Genomic DNA, 25,682 nt, shown 5'->3' with positions numbered 1-25,682 from the left:
TGGGAGCCCGGTGAATCGAGAGGTTCACGCCGGGTTCTGAGAGCAGCTGAGGGGGAAGTTCCCTCGGCTGACTCACCGCGTTAAATCAGGATACAGCTTGCACCTTTTTCTCGGGGTTCAGCGCCATGACCGGCTGGTGACCCCAGTTCCGTGTGTTTCCACTCCAACGCTCAGGGTTGGCCGCTTTGGCTTGTTGGTAGACTTCCTCACGTTTGGCCAGTATTTCAATGTCTTCACCACGGTGACGCTGAGCGGGGGTGACAAATTTCAAGGCACTGTGCTTGTGCTCGTGGTTGTACCAGTGCATGAACTCGTTGGCCCATTGGCGAGCAGCGTCGAGGCTCTCGAAGCCTTCGGATGGCCAGCGCGGGCTGTACTTATCCCGCAGTTTCTGCATGACGGTTTGCGATTTCAATACGCTCCCATTGTCCCGGTGCAGTATCGGCGGGTGTAACGCGCACTTCTCTCGCCATACCGATTGCTCGATGATCTGACAGGTGTGATCACTGTTTTCCTCGTCAAAAACTTCCCAATGCACGCCATAGCGACTGAACAGATCCTCGACCATATACAGATAAAAGAACTGTCCTTTGACCCGGCTCGGGAGCCAGGTGACATCAAGCATCCAAACCTGGTTGATTGCCGTCGCCAAGTGAGTGGTCGGTGGTTTGCGTTTCTGACGCACTTTGGCTCGTCCTCTAGGGGCGAGCTGGCCGATCCGCTTGAGCTCTCTGTATATCGTGGATTCAGAGCCGATGTACTGCCCTTGGTCCGCCAGGGCAGGCACTATCTGGCTCGGCGGCAGACTGGCGTACTCCGGACGGTTGCAGGTGTCCACGATGCGCTGTCGCTCCTCATCGCTGAAACGCCCGAACGGTACCGGCCTGTCTGCCGTCGGACGACAATCGGCTTGTACGGCGCTTCCAGCGGGGCGCCATCGTCGCAGCGTACTGGCGGCAATGCCAATGACCTTGCAGGCCTCCGTGTGCCTTGCTCCGCTACTTACGGCCTCGTCAACCAGTTCCAGTATTTCGTTGCGCTGTGCAAGGGTACTCATCGATCCTCGTCCTCCCACAGCGCCTGGAACTTTTTTGACAGCACCAACAGAGCTGCGCTCTCCGCCAGGGCCTTGTCTTTGCGATCCACCTTGCGCTTGAGACGCTTGATCTCATTACGCGCCTCTTTCAGCGGTTCGTTGGTGGGCTCCTTGTTGGAGGCACCGGCGATACAGGCAGCGCGCCACCGCTCGATCTGTTCAGGGTAGAGGCCCTTTTCCCGGCAATACTCCGTCTTTTCTGCCTCATTCATGGGCTGTGTTTCCAGTACGACAGCGAATTTGGCTTCGCCGCTCCACTGTTCAGCATTGCTGGCTCGACTACCCGGCACAGCGGATCCTCCGTCTCGGACTTGTGACAACCAATTGTACAGAGTCCCCTCACTGATACCTTCTGCCTGAGCGACCTCTGGCACGGATTGGTTGTTCGGTGGCAGTAATTTCTTCAGTACGGCGTTCTTGCGTTCATGAGAATAGCGTGGCATTTCGTTGCTCCAACATCGCCCCCGGGTGATTCCGGGTTTGGGGAGCAACTATGCTGACGTAGGGGGACCGGGAGAAGGCAGCCGTAGACTGTTTAGGTAATAAAGGAATTGATATCAGTATTAGTACATTGAATGCAGTGGCGTGAAAGGTAAATATCCTTCCTTAGAAATGGCCGCTGCATGATGCCTGAAAAGATATTGACTCGGTATTTCAATCCAATTGCTGGAACAGTAAAGTGTATATGTGTTGATGGCGCTTGGATGATTGTCGGTATTGGCTGATGATTTAGCCTTACTTACCCCCAAACACTAACCACCCAAATCCACCCCGACAACAAGCCCCCACTAACCACCGCATACCCCCCATTCCACACCAATCCGGCATACCGCCCACTTACCCCCCCGAAATTCGCCATTAAAAGAGTCGAGGCGGTGAAAGGTGATGTGGCTCCTGCCACAGCCCAGCCGCCGGTGATCGTCACGATCATCGCGGTAGGACTGATGCCGAGCTCTATCGGTGTGGGCAGCAAGGGTGCAAACAGAGATACGGCCAGGATCGGGTTCATGCCCAACTGGCCGGCTATGGGTATCAACCAGAAGACCGACAGCAGGACAATGATTGCCGGAGCCTGGCTCAGATCAATACCTGAGGCGCTGACAACCGGCGCGAACAGGTCGGCGCCAACAGCTCCGATGAATCCCGCCATGGTCAACAGCACCAGCTCCGAGCGTAGCGCGGGCAGTTCGACTGTGGCAAAGGTCGTGGCACGTTGAGCGCTGTGCAGAGCGCGTTCGCCGAGAGACAGGTCTGTGGCCTGAATGGCTGCCCAGACCAATGCAATGGCCGGGACTACGGACATCATGATCCCGACAGTACGAACACCGGTCAGTGCATGTAAAGCCGTGGACAGGACGACCAGCAACGAGAGCAGGATCAGCAATGGTCGCAATTGCTGCAACCAGTTATTGTCGATCTTGTCGCGCCGTGGCGGTGGTGTGCTGAGCTTCGGTTTGAAGATGGTATCCAGGGCCCAACCACTGATCACCATGATGAAGGCACTGACCAGACAGGGCAGTAGCGCGTCGATCCAGCGAGCGCCTGGCACCAGGATGGTCGAAATGGCCATGGCGAAGCCCAGTGGCGTCCATGGCAGCGCTGAAATGAAACCGCGCTGAATGGCCACCAGCATGCGCCGGGTACGGTGCCGACGAATCTCCGGGTCAGGCTCGGATGAGGTGCTGTTCGTAGCCAGCGTACTGAGAAGCGAGATGGCTCCATAAGAGAGGATCAAACCAAACAGATGCCCGCCGAGCGTCAAGGCCAGATAGCGTCGCCCCGGAGGCTGGTTTGCCAGAAAATTTCCGCATTCGGTGATGGATGCCGAGCCGCTGGCAGCACTTCTGATGGAGGCGGTGGCCGTGAAGAAGGCGGCTATGAATGCGGCCCGTTGCAGGCCGTCGCGCAAGGTGTTCTGCCAGTCAGGCAGGGTTATCATGGCCAGCGCCATCATGGCGATACCGATCAGTACGAAGGCGCGGCGCGACCAACGGACATGGGCAAACAAGACCAGGACCAGCGCACAGACGCAGGCACCCGACAGCAGTGAGGCCCAGGGGGCGCCACTGTATTCGAGCGGTATGATGGCCAGCAGAGTGCAGACGGCAAGAATGCCGCCTGACTTTCGAGAAGCGAGGAACGTGAGATTTCTCCCGGACTACAAAGAGCTAGTAATCGTCAGGAACTGACCATACTGGAATCGGGCTGGCTTTGTCTCTCAACTGCTGTAATTCCTCGGCAGTTGGACGCTCTGGCATATCAGGTAATGGAGAATCGCTTACAGCCTGTGCCAGTACGGCGCAGCCGAGCCAATGGGTGCCGGGTTCCAGATGAGCAGATAATTGCGGTACCCAGCTTCTTGGATACAGAACATTGGTATTCGGGTCAGCTCGGTTGATTCGCGGGTCGCGCGGATTGTCGTAGAGGTCGACCATGGACGATACATCGGTATCAGTCACCACTCTGGCAACGCCGTTTTCCGCAAATGCTTCCAGAGGTGGCTGGTCGTTTCGTGCAACCGCGAAACCACCTTCGCGGGTATCGATAGCCACCGAATTGACCACCTTGTGGATTCGGATATGCCAGGGGGCGCGTGGCAACAGCCAGGTTTCTATCTCGACGCCCTTCATCGGTGACCAACAGGAATACAGCACGCCCTCGCCGATTCGTGCATCTGTTTCACTCAGGCGTACTCGGTAGTGCACACCATCATCCGAGCAGGCCAGCATGTTGTCGAACGGGCCTGTGCGGAAACTGCGTGGATCATTCTCGACTGAAAATCCGTAGCGTGTGGAATAGGCAAACTTGCTGTACTTCTCGGCTCCCTGTCGGAATTCGACGGCTTGCTGGCCGCCACTGAGTACCGTCAGATTGCCCGGCTCTTCCCACTTGATCATTCCGGGTTGTGTCAACGTCACTACACTTGCATCCACTTCTGGCGCTGCCTCATCGGCCTGCCAGAACGGGTGATCCTCGGCCAGTGCCAGTGGCAGGAAGGCTTTCATCGCCCAGTAGGGTGAGCCTGGAGAATTGTAGGCCTCACTCATCAGCAGGTTGGGGTAGGCGTATCCGACGGGCATGATGCCGTCACGATCGCTCATGGGTTGTTTTGACCAGTAGCGCAGATTTCTGGCCCAGTAACCGCGCGTTTCTCCCCAGGGCAAGGCTTCCACATCAGCGAGCGCCAGCGCTCCCCAGATGCCGGCATGGGCAAAACGGTAGGTCAGCGATCGGCCGAAGGGCAGGGCGGCTCCGTCGCTGGCAAACCAGTGTTTGATGGTGGGGGCAAACGCCATGGCGTCTTCCAGAAAACGATCACGTCGATCGTCATTCGCCTTGCCATGTCCGCCGCCCAGTGCCGCATAGATCAAGCCGTAGAAGTGCATGGCAAACGGGATGTAATGTTCGGCACGGCGGCGCTGTCCATCTCGAAACCAGCCTTCCTGCAACCGACAGGTTTCCAGAAAATCCAGATCGGACTCGATGATCGAGCGATCGTAGGGCACGCCAACACGGTCCAGGCCCAGCGAGACCAGTACATGAAAGAAGTGCCAGTTATTGGGAGCAGGGGTGTTCTCGAGAGAATCCGTCAGCCACTTGCCCAGGTGATCCCGGCCCTTGCCCGGCAAGCCGTCCCAGAATGTCTCGGGTGCCAGAGCCAACGCAAAGCCGATGGCTGCGCTTTCAACGATTCGTTGATCGCGGTTGGCCGTTGGTCCCCAGTAATCGTTGTGGTCCGGATTGGAACCATTGGCCAAGCCTTCAACATACAGCTCGGTCGCGTCGAATGTCGAGCCGCCGGCGATCAGTGGCGCCAGCCCCCAGAGCGGCCGAGCCAGGCCTTCCAGATCCGCCGCAGCTTCGTGAAAATGCGCACCGGCAACGCCAAGTCGCAAGCGACCTCGGCCTTCGGAAAACCAGGGTGTGAGCGGTGTCATCAGGTCGATGGCAGCGCGCACGGCATCATTGCGATCATTGAAAGGATTATCGGCTATCGGATTCAGCACTGACTGGGTTCTCGGGTGGCGATCAGAAAGGAGGAGCCTGGCTGACACTGGCGCGCGCAACCAGAGCAACGCCGGTTTGCACTTGCCGTGCGGGATACTTGTCAGAGACCAGGCCAAGATTCAATAAACGAAAGGCTTCCTGTCCCATGCCCAACCAGTCGACCCGAATGGTGCTCAGACCGGGGTCGCAGAGATCGGCAATGGGCAGGTCATCGAAGCCCATGACCGAGACATCGCCCGGTACGGAGATGCCGCGGGCCTGCAGGGTCTGCACCGTGGCCAGGGCCTGAAGGTCGTTGGAGCAGAAAATGGCGCTTGGTGGAACGACATCCTCACGAAAGGCATCAGTCAAGGCATCGGCAATGTAGCTGGCTTCGAGCCGTTCGAAGTATCGTGTGTCCACGATGGCGTTGCCGTTGCTGTAATCCTCGACGCCTTGCAGAAAGCCTTCTGTGCGTCGTCTCAGTGTCCAGCGCTGGCGACTGCTCAGGTGAAGAATGCGTCGATGGCCTCGTTCCACCAGAAAGCGTGCAACCAGCCGCCCCCCGAAATAGTTGGCTGGTGAGACTGCGTGGACTCGCAGATCCGGATCCAGCCCATTGACCAGGACGGTGGGTACCCCACTGTTCGACAGACGGGCCAGTGCATCAGGTGTCGGGTCGATACCGACAAACAATACACCGGCATCACTGCGGGTAAACACTGCTTCGGGGATTTCCTCATCGTTGTTGCGTAGCAGAAAGTGCAGTGCGATTCCGCTATCCTCGGCAGCGGCTCTGAGTCCTTCAAGGATCAGTCCGTAGATGGAACTGATCTGCGGCTGGTGGCTGTTTTCATTGAACAACAGAAACGCCGATTTGAGCTCCACACCCGTATGTTGCAACCCCGTCATGCCGCGATGCCCGAGCTCACGAGCGGCGCGCAGCACCTCGCCGCGTACTCGTTCGCTTATCCCGGCCGCACCGGAGAGCACTCTTGATACCGTGGAAACGGATACCCCGACAGCCTGCGCAATATCGGCTTGACTGACACGTGTTCGGGATGTTTCGGCAGCAGAGCTATCCGGTTTTGGAGATGCAGCGTCGTTCATGCGCCCTGATATGCCTCAAGTGATTGTGGATCGGGAGACTGAAGGCCTCGAAAGGTACGCAACTGCAACTTCGAATGCAACAAATGCAAATCAGTGCATGGGCTGGGCATCATGGCTGGAGTCCGACAGCCTCAAACAGCCCGCAGACCACGCTGACGCGGGTCCGGCCTCGGCACTGCCGAGATCAATCGCTGGGTATAGCTGTCGACAGGAGCATCGCAGACCTGATGGGCCAGGCCGGTTTCCACCACACGTCCTCGGTGCATGACGGCTACACGATCGCACAGATAGCGCACTACCCCGATATCGTGGGCAATGAAAATGATGGAGAGTCCGAGTTCGTCGCGCAAGTCCAGTAGCAGGTCGAGAATCTGGGCTCGTACCGAGCCATCCAGCGCCGAAGTGGACTCATCGGCAATGATGACTCTGGGTTCCAGTGCGATCGCACGGGCGATACCGATGCGCTGGCGCTGACCGCCAGAGAATGCATGTGGGTAACGTTCCATCATGCTGGCCGACAGGCCGACGCGTTCCAGCAGACTGGCAACCCGCCCTCGCAATTCGTTGCCGCTGGCCAGTCCGTTGATCCGCAGCGGTTCGGCAATGATCTGTTCAACCGTCATGCGTGGGTTCAATGAGGAATAGGGATCCTGGAAGATCATGCGGATCTCGCGATAGACCTGTTTGTCCCGAAAGCTGGCCGCCTGGGTCAGATCACGTTCTCGGCCTTGCCGGTCCGAATAGATGACACTGCCAGACACGGGCTTGTAGCGTCCCATCAGGACGCGTCCCAGACTTGTCTTTCCGGAACCCGATTCACCGACAATACCCAGAATTTCACCCGGCCAGAGAGACAGGCTGACTGATTCCAGAGCGACCACGGCGCCATGTACCGTCTTGCTGAACCAGCTCTTGTGTCCACCGAACTGCAGACGAATATCGTTGATCTGTATGAGCGGCGTGTCAGGTCGTGTCGGTATGGGGCGTGCTTCTGCCTGTTCCAACCCCAGAGAGGCATCGATCAGCTTGCGCGTGTAGGGGTGGGCCGGTGCATGGAAGATCTGGTCTACCTCGCCGTGTTCGACAATGCGGCCATTGAGCATGACGGCAACATCGTCGGCAATCTCCGCCACGACACCCATGTCATGCGTGATGAACATCACCGACATGCCCTTCTTGCGCTGCAGTTCGCGAATCAGCAGCAGAATCTCGGCCTGAGTCGTGACATCCAGAGCGGTCGTGGGTTCATCGGCGATCAGTATATCGGGTTCACAGGCGATGGCCATGGCGATCATGGCGCGTTGACGCATGCCGCCGGAGTACTCGAAGGGGTAGCGATCAACGGCACGTTCCGGTGAATGAATATGCACGGCTTTCAGTGCCTCGATCGCGCGCTTGCGAGCTTCCGCCTCGTTCACATCCTGATGCAACAGAATGGCCTCTATGATCTGCTGTCCGATGGTATGCACCGGTGACAGCGATGACATGGGCTCCTGAAAGATCATGGCAATGCGCGCACCGCGCACGGCACGGATCTCTTCACTGTCGGTATCCAGAGACGTCAGCTCCAAAGGCGCGTGACTCTCACTGTCGAAGATCGTGACCGAGCCTCGGGTAATGATGGCGGGGTCGACGATATTCATGATCGCTCGCGCCGTCACGCTCTTGCCGGAGCCGGATTCACCGACGAAACAGGTGGTCTTTCCGGGTAGCAGGTCGAAGTTCAATGATTCGATGGCATGAAAGGCGCCGTCCTTGTGCGGGAAGTCGACTGACAGGTCGCGAACCTGGAGAACCGGCTGTTGTGGTGATGTGTTCATGATGCTGTCCTTATCGTGCATAGGGGTCTGCCGCGTCACGCAGACCGTCGCCAACGAAGTTCATGGCCAGTACCGCGATCACGATGGCCAGGCCCGGGGCCAGCAGCCAGGGGGCGGTGGCCAGCACACGGATGTTCTGGGCCTCCTGCAGCAGTACACCCCAGGAAACCACCGGAGATTGCAGACCCAGGCCGAGAAAGGACAGGGCCGTTTCAGCCAGAATCATCCCGGGAATGGCAAGACTGGCTGCCGTGATGATGTGGCTGGTAAATGCTGGCACCATGTGCCGCATCACCACGCGTATATGGCTGGCACCGTCGTACAGAGCGGCGGCCACATAATCCTCATCCTTCAAGGCGAGAAAGCGTCCGCGAACCACTCTTGCCAGTTCTGTCCAACCCAGCAAGGACAGAATGAGAGTGATCACGAAGTAGACACGCAGCGGCGACCAGTCGCTGGGCATGGCCGATGCCATTGCCATCCACAGGGGGATGGTGGGCAGGGAGCGCAGGAATTCGATGGTGCGCTGGGTGATTGCATCGAACCAGCCACCGTAGAAGCCGGCAAGCCCTCCTATGAGAACACCGAAGAACAGTGACAGCACGACACCGACAATTCCAACGGAGAGCGAGATTCTTGTACCCAGCAGCAGGCGGCTGAGCATGTCCCGCCCCAATCTGTCGCTACCGAGCAAGTACAGAGGGTCGCGCTTGCGTTCTGGTCCGAACAGATGGATATTGCTCGGGAACAGGCCCAGCAACTTGTACTCATGGCCTTCCACGAACCAGTCCAGGTATATCTTCTTCGAGGGGTCGATGACGAACACGCGTCGCAGTGCTTCAGGCTCCACTTCCACCTTGTAGCCATAGACATGCGGTTTGAAGGACCAGTCACCGTTCTCGTCATGATCGATGAAATGCAAGCCTTGCGGAGGGGCATAGGTGTAGCGAGCCTGTACCTTCAGAGGATCCTTGGGGGCCAGAAAATTGGCAAACACGGCACAGATGGCAAACAGCATGAGTATGTAGAGCGATACGCGCGCCATCCTGTGTTGTCGGAAGCGGCGGCGGATCAACTGCCACTGACTTTCAGTGCCAGCCAGTGTGCCTCGAACTGTGCTGCTTTCTTCCGGAAGATCGGTGGCAGGTTCTGTCATTGTCGTGCTGTTCATCAGTTGGCTCCTACCATACCGAGCCGAATGCGCGGATCAATCCAGGCAAGCAGCAAGTCGGAGATCAATGTACCGATCATCGTCAACACACCCATGAACAGGATCAGGGCACCGGCCAGGTACATGTCCTGCGAGAGCAGGGCGCGTAGCAGTATTGGCGATAGTGTCGGCAGGTTCAGCACGATCGCTGTCACGAAGCTGGAAGAGATGACCGTTGGCAGTACCCAGCCAATGGTGGACACCAGAGGGTTCATGGCAACCCTGACCGGGTAGCGCATGATCACCTTGCGCTTTTCCAGGCCCTTGGCACGAGCAGTCAGCACATAGGGCTTGTTCAATTCATCGAGCAGATTGGCCCGCAGCACCCTGACCAGTTGTGCCGTGCCAGCCGTTGCAATGACCAGAACGGGAGCCCAGACGTGCTGCACGAAGTCGAGGAACCTGTCCAGGCTCCACTTGGCATTCATGTATTCGGGGGAGAACAGGCCGGTAATGGTGACACCGAACCACACATAGCAGATGTACATCAGAACAAGGGCGAACAGGAAATTGGGCACAGCCAGACCGAAAAAGCCGATGACGGTGGCGAAGTAATCCCCCAGGGAATACTGCCTGACGGCCGAGTAGATGCCGATCGGGATGGCTACGGCCCACATGACAACCACGGCCAGCAACTCGACTGCCAGGGATATGCCGATGCGTTCGGAGAAGATCTGCGCTACGGGCAACTTCATCTCGAAACTGTAGCCGAACTCGCCGTGCAGCATGCCTTTCAGCCAGGCCCAGTACTGCGTCAGAATAGGGGCATCCATCTGATAGCGTTCGCGCAGGGTATCGATGACCGCCTGATCAATGGTCTCGCCACTGCCGGACAGGCGCGCGATATAGGAGGTGATGAAGTCTCCAGGCGGCAGTTGTATTACCACGAATACCACTACCGACAGCGCCAGCAGTGTCAGCAGCATCGTGACCAGTCGACGGGCCAGATATATTGTCATGTCAGTTCTTCCAGGCAGGTGCGAGGACGCTCACTGACAGACCGTGGGCCGGCTGCCAGTGAGCAAGGAGCTACCTCAGTTCTTGTAATAGAGCTGTGCGGTGCCCATCGGCGCAGGTTGCGGATAGAGCCATGCATAAGGCTGACTGGCAGGCACATTGCCCAGATCCTTGTTGACTACCACATATCCTTCTGCGGGCAGTACGGTACCGATCACCCAGAACTGCTCGGCCGAGATATCCAGAATCTGCTTGAAGATCTCTGCCTGCTGCGCAGGATCGCCAGATGCCTTCAAATCCCTGTAGAGTTCCATCTGCTTCTTGGCAGGCTCTGAAGGCTCATTACCACCTTCGCTGTCAGGGTTGTTGAACCATTGGGCCCACTGCAGGGCAAAGGCTGACTCCCGATTGAACGGAAAGTAGTAGCGCGCATCGAGCAAGGCATCCCCCAGACCACCATCTCCCCACCAGATATGCATGTCATGCTGGTTGCCGTGGAGACGCTCGTAGACGAAGCTGCGTTCCACATTGCGTTGGTCGAGCTGAATACCGATTTCAGCCCATTGGTTGACGATCAGCTGCGCCATGTCATTGAACTCGATCTGGTCCGATGGCGTGTACAACTGAATGGTGATGGGGTCTCCGGCACTGTTGAGCCGAATACCGTCGTCGTTGCGCTCGGTCAGACCCAGACCATCCAGCAGTTCGTTGGCCTTGTCGGGATCGTACTCGGTGTATTGAGTCGCCAGCTCTTCGTGATAATACGGCGATTCGGGGCGTGGAGCGGCTTGGAAGGGCTTGCCCTGTCCGGCAAAGATGACGTCCACGATCTCTTCCCGGTCTGTGGCCAGAGACAAGGCAACCCTGAAGTCCCGTTCGTTGTACAAGGCGCGTTTGACCGGGTCTTCGTTGTTCAGGTTGAGCTGCAGGATCGCGTGGTTCATGCGAGCGTCGACTGTGGACGTCAGACGGTAGTTGCCCGATTCCTGACTGTCATAGATGACCGGCTTGTTGGTTACGGTCGCAAAATGCCGGTTGGAGAAATCCACTTCACCATTGATGACCTTCAGCAGAATGTCTTCGACGTTCTCGCTTTGCAGCATGGTCGCCTTGTCGATGTAAGGCAGTTGATTCCCAGCGGTGTCAACCTTGTAGAAGTAGGGGTTTCTTTCGAATTCTATGATCTGGTTCAGGCCATCGTAGGCGGTAGTCTGTTGCCAGGCATTGAGTGACGGCCGCTTTTCATCAGTGAAATAGGTGAAGCAGGTTTTCTCGAGAGCTTGTGACCAGGAATCGAAACCGCGTTCGGCCGCCAGCTTGTCAGCATCGGGGTTCACGCTGGGTACCAGCTGTCCACAATAGTGCTTCGGGGCAAAGGTCAGAAACGGGCCGTCGACGCTGGCAAGGCGTTGTATGAGAAGACCGTCCGGTCGTTCCAGGGTGATTCGGTAGGTGGTCTCATCAATGACTTCACCGGTCATGTTGTCCCAATCGAAATTGGGTGCTCTTTCACCCTTGTAGTCCGGGTTCTTGGCAATGCCGTTCAGGGCGAAATCGATATCGGCCGCAGTGAAGGGTTCGCCGTCTGACCATTTGTGGCCTTTGCGCAGATGAAAGGTGAACTCTGTTGCTTCATCATTCACTTCGAAGCTCTCGGCCACATTGGGAACGACCTCGGACCAGTCAAGATTGAAGGCTACCAGTGGCTGATAGGCGACCGTTCGACGAATCCAACCGTTGTCGTAGGTGCCCTTGAGGGCCGAACGCCAGACGCCGCCGTATTGACCGACACTCTCGATCGGTTCCAGTACAAAGGGTGTTTCCGGCAGGCGCTCTTCCACGGGAGGCAGGGTGCCGGCCTTGACTTGCTCGGCGAGTTGCGGAGCCTCCTGATAATCCGCAGCAAGCACTGATGCGCCGGGCACGGCAAGCAGGGTGGCACTCAGCGCAGCCATCGACAAGCGATGTCGAGATTGAGTGTGAGGGTTCAGGTGTTTCATGGCGGTGTCTTTCTCTCCTTGTAGCATGATGGGTGGTATCAACAAGCCGTACACAACTGGCGCAATACGCGCATGTCCTGTTTGAACTGCTCTTCATCGTTGTTGGCGACAAACTCGAGCATGGCCAGTCGCGGCTTCGACCAGCGGGGGCTGGTTTTCCAGTTGCTCATGAGTGAGCTCCACGAATCCCTGCCTTCCATCAGTGGTCGACGTTCATCAGCACCTTCTGCTGGTAACCAGTGAAAGACATGGACATGTCCGAGCCAGGGGGCCAGAGTGGTGATTTCTGCAAGCAGCTCTTCCTGTGCTCTTCCGGGGACCGGTTGCCAGTAGGTAAACAGGTTCACATGATCCGCGTTTTCAAGTAGCTGCACCGTGTCTGCCAGTCGTTCTGTCATCGTATTGCGATGAAACTCGATACTCACGGTAATGTCTTGCGAGGCGGCCTCTTCGGCCATGGCAGCCAGGTCGGTCACGATTTTCTGTCGCTGGGTGTCGTCAAGCTTGTCGGGTGTGTTGCGGCCCGCCCAGACGCGAATATTGTTGGCGCCCAGGGATTTTGCGCTGGCCAGAGCCTGGGCGAACTCTTCGCTGGTTTCCGCATCGCCTGCGCGCACATAGCTGCCATAGGAATCGGCATCGATTTCGTGTTGGCGGCACAGTTCGGCTACCTGTTCTGCCCGAGAGAGATCGCCGAGCGGGACATGCACGTCCGCACCCCATTCGATGGCCCTGACACCGTTCTGCGATGCCAGAGGAATGAGTTCCTCCGGGGCCAGTGAGCGGAAAGTGACAGAGCAAAGGGCCGGAATGACAGGACTTTCATTGTTCATGCGAGCATGTCCCAGTCTTCCAGTGTCACTTCGTGTTGCAAGGGCTCACCGCGACCGAACCTGTCAATCTCTTCGATCACCAGGGCTGTCATTTCGGCAACTTCCTCTCCCATCGAACCCGCAATGTGCGGGGTCAATTGCACATTGGGCAGATCCCACAATGGCGAGTTGTCCGGTAGCGGTTCAGGGTCGGTGACGTCCAGAATCGCGTGTATGGGGCGATTGGAAAGGGTTTCGATCAAGGCATCGTGATCCACCAGACGACCGCGTGCCGTGTTGATCAGCAGGGCATCGTCACGCATCAGGCTGAACTGTTCCCTGCCGATGGACTTCACCGTGCTCGGCAGTAATGGCTGGTGCAGCGAGATCACATCGCTGCGAGCCATCAGCTCGTCAAGGGATGCTGTTTCAACGCCCATCTGCGTGGCTTCTTCCGCATTGACGAAGGGATCGTGCAGGAGAATCTGTACACCGTGCGGTGCCAGAAGATCAATGACGCGGCGTCCGATGCGTGAAGCGCCGACAATGCCGATGACCTTGCTGCGAATGCCTACCTGGGCACTGAGCGCGGCGGTACGATTGTTGATCGATGAACGCTGTTCCCGGTACAGCGCTTCCCAACCGCGCACCTGCTTGCAGTGCAACAGTATGCTGGCAAGCGTGAATTCCGCTACGGGACGTGCATTGACAGAGGCTGCCTGAGTGACGCGGACGCCACTGGCAATGACATCGCGCGTGACGACTGATTTCACGGAACCGCCCAGATGTGCAATCAATGCAAGATTCGGGATTTTTTGCACCTCATTGATATCGTACAAATCAGAGCCCCAGCCAGTGATCAATACATTGGCCGAGTCGAGGAGTGTGCTGTCATCAGCGCTTGCCGGAAAGGTGTCAACGGACTGACAAACCTTGTTCAGCAGTGCTTTGGAGTTCTTGTCAAGGTGCACGTCGACACTACGTTCCGGTAGCTGGATCAAAGCGTTCAGCATGCTCGAGTTACTCCGTTCTGCCTGTTCACGGGCCAAGATCATCATCCCAGTTAATGCGAATGGTTGCAACTATACGCAAATTTGCATGAAATGCAAAAACTTTTTGCATGGAACAGTTCGGGAACACGCAGGACAGACAGAAAGGCAGGCGGCAGCGGCAGTAGGGCAGCGTGGGTGGAACAGGTGGATTGGGTGGAATGGACAGCACGGGCGGAACCGAGGCAGGACGCGCGATGACCATGGTGAGGTCAGTTCGGGGTCGGTGAGCTGGCTCAGTGGGCCCGGCAGTCCGAGTCTCATCCTGATTGTCGGTACGCACTGAGCCCGCGACCATGCAAGCTGCGAGCGCGGTAAGGTCTGGCTGCGTGTGTCTGCGCGCGGGGTCTCTGATGCCGCCTCCATGCAGGGACTTCGCCAGTCTTGAGCGCTTTCTGCGAAATCGTTGTTCAGGCAGGGCTCATGGGCACGATCTGGTCAATCGGAAGAATCGAGAGATTCGGCGGCACGCGTCATCAACCAGGTATGAAACTGTTTCTGAGCCGGGCTGGTAATGCGATGCATGCTGGTGAGCGAGCAATACCAGGCGCAACGCAAGGTGCGCTCGTCCAGCTGCACCAGCGCACCGGATGCCATTTCCCGTTTGCAGATGATGTGATCGGCGAGAATCACGCCTTCGCCGTCGACCGCGGCGTCGATGGCAAGCGCCAGATCGGAATGAATCTGCCCATCTTCCCAGGCGGTGGAATCCGGTTCGAATCGGGCAAACCATTGTCGCCAGATATTGGTGCCGTGGTCGTGAATCAGCGGTAGTGACTCTTCGTGCAACCAGCATTCGGGATCGTCCAGTCTGTCGAACAAGGCGGGTGAGCAGGCGGGAAATCCATCGATGGGAAAGAGCCGGTTCATGACGCGTTCCGAGCCGGACAGGCGTTGCTCGAAATGCACCAACAGATCCCAGTCCGTTGAGGTGCGGGCAGGTGGACTCCAGGCAGATCGCAGATTGATCTGGATGTGGGGCTGCTCCTTCTGATAGTCAGCGATCAGGCGCCGTAGCCAGCGGCTGGAGATTGCCGGTTCGGCAACCACCTCGATGATATTGCGCGACGAGGAATGGTGAAAGGCATCGCAGGCGTCCGAGAGAATCTGCAAGCCCTGGCTGATTCGCGGGGCCAGCATGCGGCCTTCGTCTGTCAGTTCGATCCAGTTCTTGTGACGAACGAACAACGGCGCGCACAACCACTCCTCCAGATTGCGCACATGCTGGCCCACCACGGTATGGCTGACATGCAGTTCGGCAGCGGCTTTCGAGAAGCTTTCATGTCTTGCCGCGGCCTCGAAGGCGCGAAGTGCGTTGAGGTGTTTCATGTTGCGCGGCATGGAATTCAGTGTAGTTAAAAGCTTCGCTGAGAGCAATAACTTTGCGCTCACGCCTCGTGGGAAGTGCTGCATATACTTTTTCGCATCAGGGGTCAGCGCTGTTCTCGAACGGCAGGAGTACGAATTGGTACACGGGCACGCAACCTCGGCGCCGGCGCTGGTCGTGCAGGACCTGCACAAGAGTTTCGGATCGCTGGAGGTTCTGAAAGGGGTCGGATTGTCGGCCTGCGAGGGAGATGTGATTTCCCTGATCGGTTCCTCGGGCTCTGGCAAGAGCACCTTTCTTCGTTGCATCAATCTGCTGGAAATGCCGGATGCCGGTGAAGTCAGGGTCAACGGCGAGCTGATCCGGATGACAAGAAACCGGGAGGGTGGGCAAGAGCCCGCAGATCCACGTCAAGTAGAAAACATCCGTGCACGTCTTGGCATGGTGTTTCAGGGCTTCAATCTCTGGAGCCACATGACGGTTCTCGAAAACGTCATTGCGGCACCAATCAGTGTGCTGAAACGTTCACGCAGCGACGCCATCGAGCGTGCCGAGTCCATTCTGCAAAGAGTCGGTCTGTATGAGCGCAGACACTTCTACCCCGCACATATATCGGGCGGTCAGCAGCAGCGTGCGGCCATCGCCAGAGCGCTGGCCATGGATCCGCAGTTGATGCTGTTCGATGAGCCAACCTCGGCACTGGACCCCGAACTGGTCGGTGAGGTGCTACAGGTCATCTGTTCGCTGGCGGAGGAAGGTCGCACGATGCTGTTGGTCACGCATGAAATGGCCTTCGCCCGTGATGTGTCCTCCGAGGTGGTCTTCCTGCATCAAGGACGAATCGATGAGCAGGGGGACCCGCATGAAATATTCACTCATCCCGAATCCGAGCGTTTCAGACAGTTTCTGTCGAACGTCAGACAGTGACTGCCGCGAAGCCCGGCCGTAGTGAGACATCCACAGAGTCATCCCTCTCAATAATGCAACGGAGAACGACAATGATCATCAGAAAACTGGTAACCCTCTGTATCGCAGGCACGCTGGCCTTTAGCGGTGCACACATCTTCGCCGCGGAGCCGCTGCGCATCGGTGTGGAAGGAGCTTATCCTCCCTTTTCCAGGAAAGAGGCCGATGGCAGTCTATCCGGCTTCGATATCGAAATCGCCGAAGCCTTGTGCAAGCAGATGGGTCGCAAGTGCTCTCTGGTAGAGCAGGAATGGGACGGTATGATACCCGCGCTGATTGCCCGCAAGTTCGACGCCATCATCGCGTCCATGTCGATCACGGATGATCGCAGGAAGAAGGTTGGCTTCAGTGAGAAATACTATGCGACTCCCACGCGCTTCATCGCCAGGAAAGGGTCGGATCTGGAGTTGACTGTCAGCGGGCTGGAAGGGAAGAAAATCGGTCTGCTCCGTGGTACGACCTATCAGTGCTTCGTCGAAAAGCACTTTCCGGATGCGGACATCATGCTCTACAACACTCAGGAAGATGTCTACGCCGATCTGGTGACAGGGCGACTGGATGCGCAAGTTTCCAACTCCATTCAGGCCATGGATGGTTTGCTGAACACCGAGGCCGGAAAGGATTTCGCGTTCATTGGAGATGATCTGGATGACGAAGCCTGTCTGGGTGAAGGCATCGGCATTGCCGTGCGCAAGAACGATAGGGCATTGGCTGACGAATTCAGTGCCGCCATCAAGGCCATTCGCGAGAACGGTGCCTATCAGGCCGTGAATGACAAGTACTTTGCCATTGATATCTACGGTAACTAGATGCATGGTCGCCGGTGATTTCGATCAGCAATGACTAAGTCAGGGGGGGCGCGGTGGATACGGTACTGGAATACAAGTCGATACTGATGCAGGGCACACTGGTGACGGTGTCGCTGGCCGTACTGTCTCTGCTTCTCTCGGTATTGCTCGGCCTGCTCGCGGCGTCTCTGAAGCTGTCCTCATCCCTGATGGCAAGGCGTATCGGCAATATCTATGTCACGCTTGTGCGCAGTGTGCCGGACCTGGTGCTGATGATGCTGATTTTCTACGGAGGGCAGGCACTGGTCAATCATCTGGGCGGGCTTACCGGTTGGTGGGACTATGTGGATCTGAATCAGTTCATTGCAGGTGTGTTGACGCTCGGGTTCATTTTCGGTGCCTATATGGCGGAAACCTTCAGAGGGGCCATACTGGCAATTCCAGCCGGTCAGCATGAGGCTGCCGTGGCTTGCGGTATGAACCGCTTCCAGGTGTTTCGTCTCGTCACCTGGCCGCAGATGGTAAGGCATGCCTTGCCCGGTTTTTCCAACAACTGGCTGGTGCTGGTCAAGTCGACGGCGCTGGTGTCAGTCATCGGGTTGCATGACCTGGTCTGGAACGCGGTCTCTGCCGGCCGCTCCACGCAGCAGCTGTTTTCCTTTCTGAGTGCCGTTCTGATCATCTATCTGTGCATCACGGCGGTATCGGATCTGTGTCTGAGAAAGCTGGACAGACGATTTTCTGCCGGTGTGGAACGGAGGTGATGTGATGGATGATGAGCGCAGCTTCCTGCAATATCTGCAGCACATCAGTGAGAATGTGTCGCCCGTCGATTTCTACCTCATTGCCGATAACCTCGATCGATTTCTTGCCGGTGCACTGGTCACCCTGCAATTGACCTTTCTGGCCCTGTTCTTCGGCGGGCTGTTCGCAGTGCCTCTGGCCGTGGCGAGGGCGGCCAGAACCCCCTGCCTGAATCCTGCCATCTGGGGATTCACCTACCTCTTTCGGGGGACCCCCTTGCTGGTCCAGACCTATCTGATCTACTACGGGTTGGGGCAGTTTGCGGTTGTTCGGGAGAGCTTCCTGTGGGATCCGATCCTCAGTAGTCCCTGGTGGTGTGTCCTGATAGCCTTCACACTCAATACTACCGCGTATACCACCGAGTTTCTGCGCGGTGCGATTCTCTCGGTACCCAATGGCGAGATCGAAGCGGCAAGGGCGTGCGGTATGTCCTGGTGGACACGATTGCGCCTCATCGTTCTGCCCGGCGCGTTTCGACGTGCCTTGCCGGCCTACTCCAATGAAGTCATCTTCACCCTGCACGGTTCTGTCATTGCCAGTGTCGTGACCTTGCAGGATCTGCTGGGTGTGGGGCGCTGGCTCAATGGGCGCTACTACCTGGCTTATGAGGGCTATCTGACAGCCATGGTCTTCTACATGATCATCGTGTTCGGTATTACCCGACTGTTTCGTCTGGCCGAAAGAAGGTATCTGGGACATCTGCGACCCAGAGAGCACGATGAGCTTCTTCCAATGACGACAAGCCACTGAACCATTTTCGCCGCAGATGCGGTGTGTCAAACCTCTCTGTCTCAACTGAAAAGGCAAGCAGCAAGCATGGCAAACAAGAATCGAACAGAACGCAAACTCATCGAAGGACAAGCGGCCCTTGTCGTCATCGACATACAGGCGAGCGCGTTCGCTGATCAGAATCCGGTGAGGGCCATCGATCACATGGACAATTACGCAGGCCGTATGGCGCTGGCCAGAAAGGCGATCGACAAGGCGCGCGAGTGCGAGATCCCCGTGATATTCATTCAGGAAATTCATCGAGCCAACCTGATCGATTTCGGCCGTGAGCTCGATGGCGATGAAGACATCCATTGTCTGGACAGCAACCCCAACACGGAACTGGCCAAGGAGCAGATGGGTTTCCAGCCGAATGACTATGTGATTCAGAAGCGTCGATACTCGGCGTTCTACGGAACGGATCTGGAGATCCTGCTGAAGGGGCTGAAGGCGGACACCCTGATTCTGTGCGGTGGCCTGACGGATGTCTGTGTGCACTACACCTTTGTTGATGGCCATCAGGGCGATTACTTCTGTCGTGTCATTGAAGACTGTGTGGCAGGGTCCAGTCAGGAGGCCCACGATGGTGCGCTGAAGGCCATGGAGTACCTGCAGACCGGTGCGGTCAGAAACCTGGACGACGTACTGACTGCGATGGAAGGTGAGCGGCGGTAGCCTTCACTCGGTCGGGAACAGAACACAGAAGCTGTTCTTTCCGAGGACGGGAAATATGAAGGTGCATACCAGGCCGTAAAATCTCGTGCTGCGTTGATAAATGGAAACGACCGCATCTTCATCAAGCTCATAGCTGGTCTGAGTGCGACAGATTTTCGGGAGGAGTGGCAATACCAGCAGCAGCACCCCACAGTTTGTGTGCCCCGTGTCGACCAGCACTTGCTCATGTTCGCCTGCTGCGCCCGCTTGCAACAGGGCGGATTCGCCGTGGTGTTCGAGAATACCTGCACGGGTACGCATCCATGACAGATTCGATTCGCGGTCCGGAATCGTTTGATCGCTGGTATGCGGAAGCATGACCCCGAGCCCGACGCAGGAACAGAGCAGGCAGGCGGAAGTCAGTACGACGAGAAGACGCAGCCATCCTTTGGCGGAAGTCATGTATACCTCACTATCCTTGTTGGTATCCAGAATATCGGCTGGCAAGGTATCAGACTATCAAGACGAGAACTGTGGAGCAGGCCTCATCGTCAAGGTCAGGGAGCAAGGCAGCCTGCGCAGCTCGCGGCTTCGTGCAGCATGAACGTGCACGCAGAGTCATCGGCGCTGCCTTTTCCCGGTGTGCGAAAGACTCGGTTGTGTCAGGCGCGGGCCCGTGATCGTGTCGGGTCGAAGAACGGGATGCCGGTCACTACGGCTGGCAGGCGTTTCATCTGTCCATCCAGGCGACCGCATTCCAGACGCGTTCCTTCACTGGCATGTTCCACGGCTACACGCGCCATGGCAATGGCGCACTGTCTCTGCGGAGAATGAATGGCACTGGTTATCACGCCAATCTGCCGCAGCTGTTGGAAAACCGGATCGCCATGGGCAGGGACCTCGTCGCCTTCGAATATCAGTCCGACCAGTGTCTGACGCGTGGCCGCAAGGTTTCTCTGCAGTGCAGCCTTGCCGATGAAGTCATCCTTTTTCATGTCGACGGCAAAATCTAGGCCGGATTCGAATGCATCGATCTGTGGGCCGAACTCGTGGCCGGCACTCATCAGTCCGGCCTCCACACGCAGCAATTCCAGGGCCTCGCTGCCCATGGGGGTCAAACCGAATGCCTCTGCGTTTTCCATGACGGCATCCCAGATGCTCATGGCATCGGCCCGGTCGCAGAACAGTTCATATCCCAGTTCGCCGGTAAACCCTGTGCGCGACAGCAGAAATGCAGGACCGTCCCTGTCATGCAATCTCGCCACGGTGAATCCGAACCATTTCAGATTGTCCAGAGCCGGCTGATGAGGCTGGGTGAATACCAGTTCCTTCAACAGCTCGCGACTCTTCGGGCCCTGTATTGCCAGGCTCGGCATGGTTGACCATAGCGAACGGACCCAGACCTTCATCTGCCATTGCGAGGCCATTTCCTTCATGTGTTCGGCACTGTGCTCGGATCCGCAGCACCAGCGAAACACCCCGGGTGCCACGCGATAGAGGGTGCCGTCGTCGAGTACCGAGCCATCGTCCGACAATATCAGAGCGTATTGACAGCGGTTGGCAGCCAGGCGACTGACATCGCGACTCATGACTCGTTGCAGGAAACGCTCGGCATCCGGGCCTGCAATATCATATTTGCGCAGCGAGGACATGTCCTGCACCGTCACGGCTTCACGGCAGGCCCAGTATTCGCCGAGTGTGCGTGATGCATCGTAGTTGACAGGAAGCCAGACATCTCGAGCGACCTGGTAATTGCTTGTCAGTCTGGAAGTTGCCTCATGAAACGCGCTTTGTTCAGTCATGACCGGTTCGTTGTGGGGAAGGGGGCGGTGGGCTATCGCATGGGAAATCGGGCGTTTGGCCGAATAGATGCGAACATGGATGTCCGTCGGATTCCAGCCGTTGATCGGATCGATGTCGTCAGGGCAGGCCGTGCTGACACAGACCAGGTCGGTCAGGGCTTTCATGATCACGTGATCCCCGGGGCGGGACCAGGCTTCATCCGACGAAAGCCTGTTGTCCGAAGGCAGGATCCATGAATTGAAGAACAGGTTGATGGCAGGCCAGGCAGCGCGTGCTTCCACCCCGAAAGGGTTCATGGCATGGGATATGTTGTCCGAACAATTCACATGACCGGGAAAGCCGCGCTCTTCATAACCGCGGGCAGTACAGGCCAGTGCAAAGGTATCGTGCCGCCCCACGGTGTCTCGCACCACCGACACCAGAGGCCGCATGTCCTGGTCGAAGTATTTATCGGACAGGCCGGGAGCCGGGTAGGCACGCCCGACCATGCTGCGAGTGACCGTGGAGTCGATGAAGCGCTCCACCCCCCGCTCCAGAGCATCCTGGCGAAACGCGAGAAAATCCGAGCACTGCCGTCCTTCGACGTCGATGATCTCCAGGTAATCACCGGCCTTGACCTGATAGGCACCCGCCGTTGCCCTGTCGATGCGGAACTCATCGATCACGTGCCCGACCGGGTCGGGAAGCGTGGTACGGTCGCTGTTGCCACCGTGGATCTCCACCCGCAAGGTGCCGCCACTGAGACCCGTCAGCGCCAGGGGAGCTGCGTTTCCCAGCCACAGGGTACAGTCTGCCGAACATTGCAGGGTCAGTGTCTCTGGCCCTGATGCGGACTCGCTGAACAGTTGGACCCAGGGAACGGTCTTGGCCGGGACTCGGCGTTGCTGCAGCCATTCGTGCCAGTCCTGCCAGTGTTGCGGAGCGCTTGCAGCCACGTCTGCCGCAGTTCGATTCAGGCCCAGCGAGCCGATTGCCGATCGGTCAGCCTCATCGGTGGCATTGAGCAGTACCGGGCCACCTCCCTCTAGATCGATGATGTTGAGAAGCTCGCCCTGTTGCAGGCGCATGGAACGCAATTCGTTGCCGCGAATCTCTACAACTCGTGTCCCCGGATGCGACAGCCCCGGGTAGCGGGCAGGGCCCAGAAAGGAACCACCGGCAGAAGGCGTATACAGTTGCATGTGGGCAGCTTGACCATTGTAATCACCGTCAATAGTGCTTGCCGCCCAATGGGCTGTCAAGCCAGGCCACAGGCGAGATTGCAGGTGAACACGATGGGATGCCCATCGTCAGGGGCAAGCCCTGCCGGCACTGGTCGCAGGGCCGCTTGTCAGCGCAAGCGTTGTCCGGTGCGAACGTCGATGATCCGGGTCGGCTCGCTCAGTGTTCCCACCTTGCCATCGACCGTGACATCCACTTCCGTGCCGAACAGCTGTGTCGCACTTGCTGTATCGCGACAGGGCTCCTGCCCGGATCGATTGGCACTGGTCGAGACGATGGGACCTCCGAATCGCTCGCAGAGCGCTTGCACCACCGGATGGTCGCTGACACGAACTGCCAGCGTCTGACGCCCACCCGTCAGCAACTCGCTGTTGCCGGAGGTGCAGGGTACGACCATGGTAACGGGGCCAGGCCACACGGAATCGAACTGTGCCTGCCACGCCGCTTGCAGAGGAGCGAGAAAGGGCAGCAGCTGATCCAGTGAGCCGGCGATCAGGATGAAGCCCTTGTGCGCAGCTCGCCCCTTGATGCTGATGATGCGGGACAGGGCGGGCTCGTCGTGAGGATCGCAGCCAAGCCCGAAGACTGCCTCGGTGGGATAACTGATCACGCCGCCGGCGCGCAGGGCGGCGATCGCCTCGCGCAGATTGTCTTCCTTCACTCTGTCTTGGCGGTAACCGTCGAACTGGTCGAGGCGACCTTCTTGCTGGAGGCTGCTTTCTTCTTGCTCGCCGCACTCTTTTTCTTGCTGGCACTGCTCTTCTTCTTTGCAGCGCTCTTCTTCTTGGTCTTTTTCTTGGTGGCTGCCTTTTTCTTGGACTCCACCTTGGCAGCGGCTTTCTTCTTGCCACGTCCACGACGTTCCGGCGCCTCTGCCAGGAGTTTTTCGCAGGTCTCCAGATCGATGGCTGCCGGTGTTTCCTTCAGTTCCTTGGGAATCTTGGCGTTCTTGTTGCCATCGGTGATGTAGGCGCCCCAGCGACCGTTGAGAATCTGGATGTCGGTGCCCTCGAATGCCTTGACCAGCTTGTTGGCATCGGCGATCTTCTTCTCGGCCACGATCTCCAGCGCACGCTCCAGCGTGACAGTGTAAGGATCATCTTCCTTGAGAGACACGAACTTGGAGTCATACTTGATGTAAGGGCCGAAGCGTCCGATGTTGGCAGTGATCTTTTCACCTTCGGGGGATTCGCCCAGCTCTCGCGGCAGGTCGAACAGTTGGATGGCTTCCTCCAGCGTGATGGTATTCATGCGCTGGCCGGGGCGCAGGCCGGCAAACTTCGGTTTGTCTTCGTCTTCCCGGGTGCCGATCTGGACGAATGCGCCGTACTGGCCAATGCGCACGGTAATCGGCTTGCCACTTTCTTCGTCGATACCCAGTTCGCGGGCCTGAATGGCCTCATCCTTGGAGACGTTTTCCAGTTTGTCTTCCACACGATCCTTGAAGGGTTTCCAGAATTCGCCCAGAAGCGGTACCCATTCCTTCTCGCCGCGGGAGACTGCATCGAGCTCGTCTTCCAGGTTGGCGGTGAAGTCGTAGTCCACGTACTGGTCAAAGTGCTTGGCCAGAAAGGTGGCCACTACACGACCGGTATCGGTGGGGAAAAAGCGTCGACTTTCAATCTCGACATACTCGCGTGATTGCAGTGTCGAGATGATCGAGGCATAGGTGGACGGGCGACCGATACCGTATTCTTCCAGCGTCTTGACCAGGCTGGCTTCAGAGAAACGCGGCGGTGGTTCGGTGAAATGCTGGGTGAGCTTGATGTCCTGCAGTGGTACCTGATCGCCTTCCTTCATCTCCGGCAGTACCTTTTCGTCATCATCGGACTTTTTCTTGTCGTCCTCGTCTTCCTTGTATACCGTCATGAAGCCGGGGAAGCGGATGGTGGAGCCGGTGGCACGAAACAGATTGCCTTCACCACAGGCAAAATCCACGGCTACCTGATCGATGGTGGCGAAGATCATCTGGCTGGCAACGGTTCGCTTCCAGATCAGGTTGTAGAGCTTGTACTGGTCTTCCTCGAGAAACTTCTTCATGTCCTCCGGCGCGCGCATCACGGAGGAGGGGCGAATGGCTTCATGCGCTTCCTGCGCGTTCTTGGACTTGTTCTTGTAGACGTTGATCTGTTCCGGCAGGTAGTTCTTGCCGAAGCGCTGGGGAATCAGTTCGCGCAATTCGTCCAGGCATTCCTGGGAGAGGGTGATGGAGTCGGTACGCATATAGGTGATCAGACCGGTTGGGCCTTCTTCGCCGATGTTGATACCCTCGTACAGCTTCTGGGCGGTTCGCATGGTGCGCTGAGCCCCGAAGCCGAGTTTTCTGGAGGCCTCCTGCTGCAGCGTCGAGGTGGTGAATGGCGCTGTCGGATTCCGCTTGCGCTGCTTCTTTTCCACCTTGACAGCGGTCAGCGCACCGTTGGCATTGCTCATCAGCATGTCGCGGGTGCTGTTGGCCTGGTCACCATTGGTGACGGTGAACTGCTTGACTTTCTCGCCTTCGAGTAGTAACAGACGGGCCGTGAAGGGCTGGGTATCCTTTTCCAGTTCCGCCATGATGCTCCAGTATTCCTTGGGGACGAAGGCCTCGATCTCGTCTTCACGCTCGCAGATCATGCGCAGCGCAGGGGACTGCACCCGGCCTGCCGACAGGCCGCGACGAATCTTGCGCCACAGCAGCGGCGAAAGATTGAAGCCCACCAGGTAATCCAGTGCGCGCCGCGCCTGCTGGGCATTGATCAGGTCCTGGCCAAGTTCGCGCGGGTTGTCCACGGCATCCTGTACGGCCTTCTTGGTGATTTCGTGGAACACCACCCGGGCAACATGCTTGCCTTCCAGGTCGCCGGACTCCTTCAGATGCTCGACCAGGTGCCAGCTGATGGCCTCTCCCTCGCGATCCGGGTCAGTGGCGAGCAGTAGGTTGTCGGCCTTCTTCAATGCCTTCTTGATGGCATTGACGTGTTTTTCATTGCGCTCGATCATCTGATACTTCATGGCGAAGTCATGATCGGGGTCGACAGCGCCTTCCTTGGGTAGCAGATCGCGCACGTGACCGTACGAGGCCAGCACTTTGAAGTCCTTGCCAAGGTACTTTTCGATGGTCTTTCCTTTGGCAGGAGACTCTACGATGACCAGATTTTTGCTCATGAATACCAGATTGATTGTGAAGGCAGCTGTGCCGGCGCCGACTGGCGGGCTCAGCTGCTTTGGGCACTAGCGTCGTCGCTTGATCGTACTTTGTCAACGAGGCCGTGTAATTTATCTTCCGGGCAAACGGTTTGCAAACCGATTGCAAACCATGCGCAAACCG

19 protein-coding genes and 1 pseudogene are annotated in these 25,682 nt (G+C 57.6%); 5 read left to right on the top strand and 15 right to left on the bottom strand.

Going from position 1 to position 25,682, the window contains the following annotated elements:
* Positions 1–85: 85 nt before the first annotated feature.
* The 11 genes and pseudogenes from ACUNV4_RS16105 to ACUNV4_RS16055 all read right to left on the bottom strand — a co-directional run bounded on the left by ACUNV4_RS16105 (position 86) and on the right by ACUNV4_RS16055 (position 15,370).
* Positions 86–1,539: pseudogene (locus ACUNV4_RS16105) on the bottom strand (transposase).
* A gap of 296 nt (positions 1,540–1,835) precedes the next feature.
* A complete protein-coding gene (locus tag ACUNV4_RS16100; RefSeq protein ID WP_430879603.1) occupies positions 1,836–3,104 on the bottom strand; it encodes a hypothetical protein in 1,269 nt (422 codons plus the stop codon).
* A gap of 160 nt (positions 3,105–3,264) precedes the next feature.
* Positions 3,265–5,103 (bottom strand): DUF2264 domain-containing protein, encoded by a 1,839-nt coding sequence (locus ACUNV4_RS16095; RefSeq protein ID WP_430879602.1) that lies wholly within the window; start codon positions 5,101–5,103, stop codon positions 3,265–3,267.
* A gap of 22 nt (positions 5,104–5,125) precedes the next feature.
* Positions 5,126–6,193: a LacI family DNA-binding transcriptional regulator gene (locus ACUNV4_RS16090; RefSeq protein WP_430879601.1), complete on the bottom strand. Its 1,068-nt coding sequence runs from the start codon at positions 6,191–6,193 to the stop codon at positions 5,126–5,128.
* A gap of 131 nt (positions 6,194–6,324) precedes the next feature.
* On the bottom strand, positions 6,325–8,013 hold the full coding sequence (locus ACUNV4_RS16085; RefSeq protein WP_430879600.1) for a dipeptide ABC transporter ATP-binding protein: 1,689 nt from the start codon (positions 8,011–8,013) through the stop codon (positions 6,325–6,327).
* A 10-nt stretch (positions 8,014–8,023) separates the two neighbouring features.
* On the bottom strand, positions 8,024–9,184 hold the full coding sequence (locus tag ACUNV4_RS16080) for an ABC transporter permease (RefSeq protein WP_430879599.1): 1,161 nt from the start codon (positions 9,182–9,184) through the stop codon (positions 8,024–8,026).
* Positions 9,184–10,182 carry an ABC transporter permease gene (locus ACUNV4_RS16075; protein ID WP_430879598.1) on the bottom strand — a complete coding sequence of 333 codons (999 nt, stop codon included), beginning with the start codon at positions 10,180–10,182 and terminating at the stop codon, positions 9,184–9,186. Before ACUNV4_RS16075 ends, ACUNV4_RS16080 begins: the two co-directional genes overlap by 1 nt.
* 75 nt (positions 10,183–10,257) lie before the next feature.
* Positions 10,258–12,180 (bottom strand): ABC transporter substrate-binding protein, encoded by a 1,923-nt coding sequence (locus ACUNV4_RS16070; RefSeq protein ID WP_430879597.1) that lies wholly within the window; start codon positions 12,178–12,180, stop codon positions 10,258–10,260.
* A 38-nt stretch (positions 12,181–12,218) separates the two neighbouring features.
* Entirely contained in the window at positions 12,219–13,013 is a 795-nt protein-coding gene (locus ACUNV4_RS16065) for a sugar phosphate isomerase/epimerase family protein (protein WP_430879596.1), read from the bottom strand.
* Entirely contained in the window at positions 13,010–14,005 is a 996-nt protein-coding gene (locus ACUNV4_RS16060) for a hydroxyacid dehydrogenase (protein ID WP_430879595.1), read from the bottom strand. The genes ACUNV4_RS16065 and ACUNV4_RS16060 overlap by 4 nt, the downstream gene beginning before the upstream one ends.
* Positions 14,006–14,479: 474 nt before the next feature.
* On the bottom strand, positions 14,480–15,370 hold the full coding sequence (locus tag ACUNV4_RS16055; RefSeq protein WP_430879594.1) for a LysR family transcriptional regulator: 891 nt from the start codon (positions 15,368–15,370) through the stop codon (positions 14,480–14,482).
* A 136-nt stretch (positions 15,371–15,506) separates the two neighbouring features.
* Here ACUNV4_RS16055 and ACUNV4_RS16050 point away from each other — a divergent pair, with 136 nt between their 5' ends.
* From ACUNV4_RS16050 to ACUNV4_RS16030, 5 genes are all read left to right on the top strand, one after another.
* A complete protein-coding gene (locus tag ACUNV4_RS16050) occupies positions 15,507–16,295 on the top strand; it encodes an ABC transporter ATP-binding protein (protein WP_430879593.1) in 789 nt (262 codons plus the stop codon).
* A 71-nt stretch (positions 16,296–16,366) separates the two neighbouring features.
* Positions 16,367–17,143, top strand: coding sequence for an ABC transporter substrate-binding protein (locus tag ACUNV4_RS16045; protein ID WP_430879592.1), 777 nt, complete (start codon positions 16,367–16,369; stop codon positions 17,141–17,143).
* Between the two features lie 53 nt (positions 17,144–17,196).
* A complete protein-coding gene (locus tag ACUNV4_RS16040; protein ID WP_430879591.1) occupies positions 17,197–17,886 on the top strand; it encodes an ABC transporter permease in 690 nt (229 codons plus the stop codon).
* A gap of 4 nt (positions 17,887–17,890) precedes the next feature.
* Positions 17,891–18,676 (top strand): ABC transporter permease, encoded by a 786-nt coding sequence (locus tag ACUNV4_RS16035; RefSeq protein WP_430879590.1) that lies wholly within the window; start codon positions 17,891–17,893, stop codon positions 18,674–18,676.
* A 66-nt stretch (positions 18,677–18,742) separates the two neighbouring features.
* Positions 18,743–19,369 carry a cysteine hydrolase gene (locus ACUNV4_RS16030; RefSeq protein ID WP_430879589.1) on the top strand — a complete coding sequence of 209 codons (627 nt, stop codon included), beginning with the start codon at positions 18,743–18,745 and terminating at the stop codon, positions 19,367–19,369.
* 3 nt (positions 19,370–19,372) lie between these two features.
* Here the strand turns inward: ACUNV4_RS16030 and ACUNV4_RS16025 are convergent, their stop codons facing one another.
* The 4 genes from ACUNV4_RS16025 to ACUNV4_RS16010 all read right to left on the bottom strand — a co-directional run bounded on the left by ACUNV4_RS16025 (position 19,373) and on the right by ACUNV4_RS16010 (position 25,519).
* Positions 19,373–19,855, bottom strand: coding sequence for a hypothetical protein (locus ACUNV4_RS16025; protein ID WP_430879588.1), 483 nt, complete (start codon positions 19,853–19,855; stop codon positions 19,373–19,375).
* A 155-nt stretch (positions 19,856–20,010) separates the two neighbouring features.
* Positions 20,011–22,332 carry a DUF1989 domain-containing protein gene (locus ACUNV4_RS16020; RefSeq protein WP_430879587.1) on the bottom strand — a complete coding sequence of 774 codons (2,322 nt, stop codon included), beginning with the start codon at positions 22,330–22,332 and terminating at the stop codon, positions 20,011–20,013.
* A 149-nt stretch (positions 22,333–22,481) separates the two neighbouring features.
* Positions 22,482–23,033, bottom strand: coding sequence for an L-threonylcarbamoyladenylate synthase (locus ACUNV4_RS16015; RefSeq protein WP_430879586.1), 552 nt, complete (start codon positions 23,031–23,033; stop codon positions 22,482–22,484).
* Positions 23,030–25,519 (bottom strand): DNA topoisomerase I, encoded by a 2,490-nt coding sequence (locus ACUNV4_RS16010; RefSeq protein WP_430879585.1) that lies wholly within the window; start codon positions 25,517–25,519, stop codon positions 23,030–23,032. Before ACUNV4_RS16010 ends, ACUNV4_RS16015 begins: the two co-directional genes overlap by 4 nt.
* Positions 25,520–25,682 lie beyond the last annotated feature (163 nt).

The organism is Granulosicoccus sp. 3-233 (genome assembly GCF_052681095.1).
Note: the sequence above shows the minus strand (reverse complement) of the source record. Positions and strands in the feature narration are given on the sequence as shown.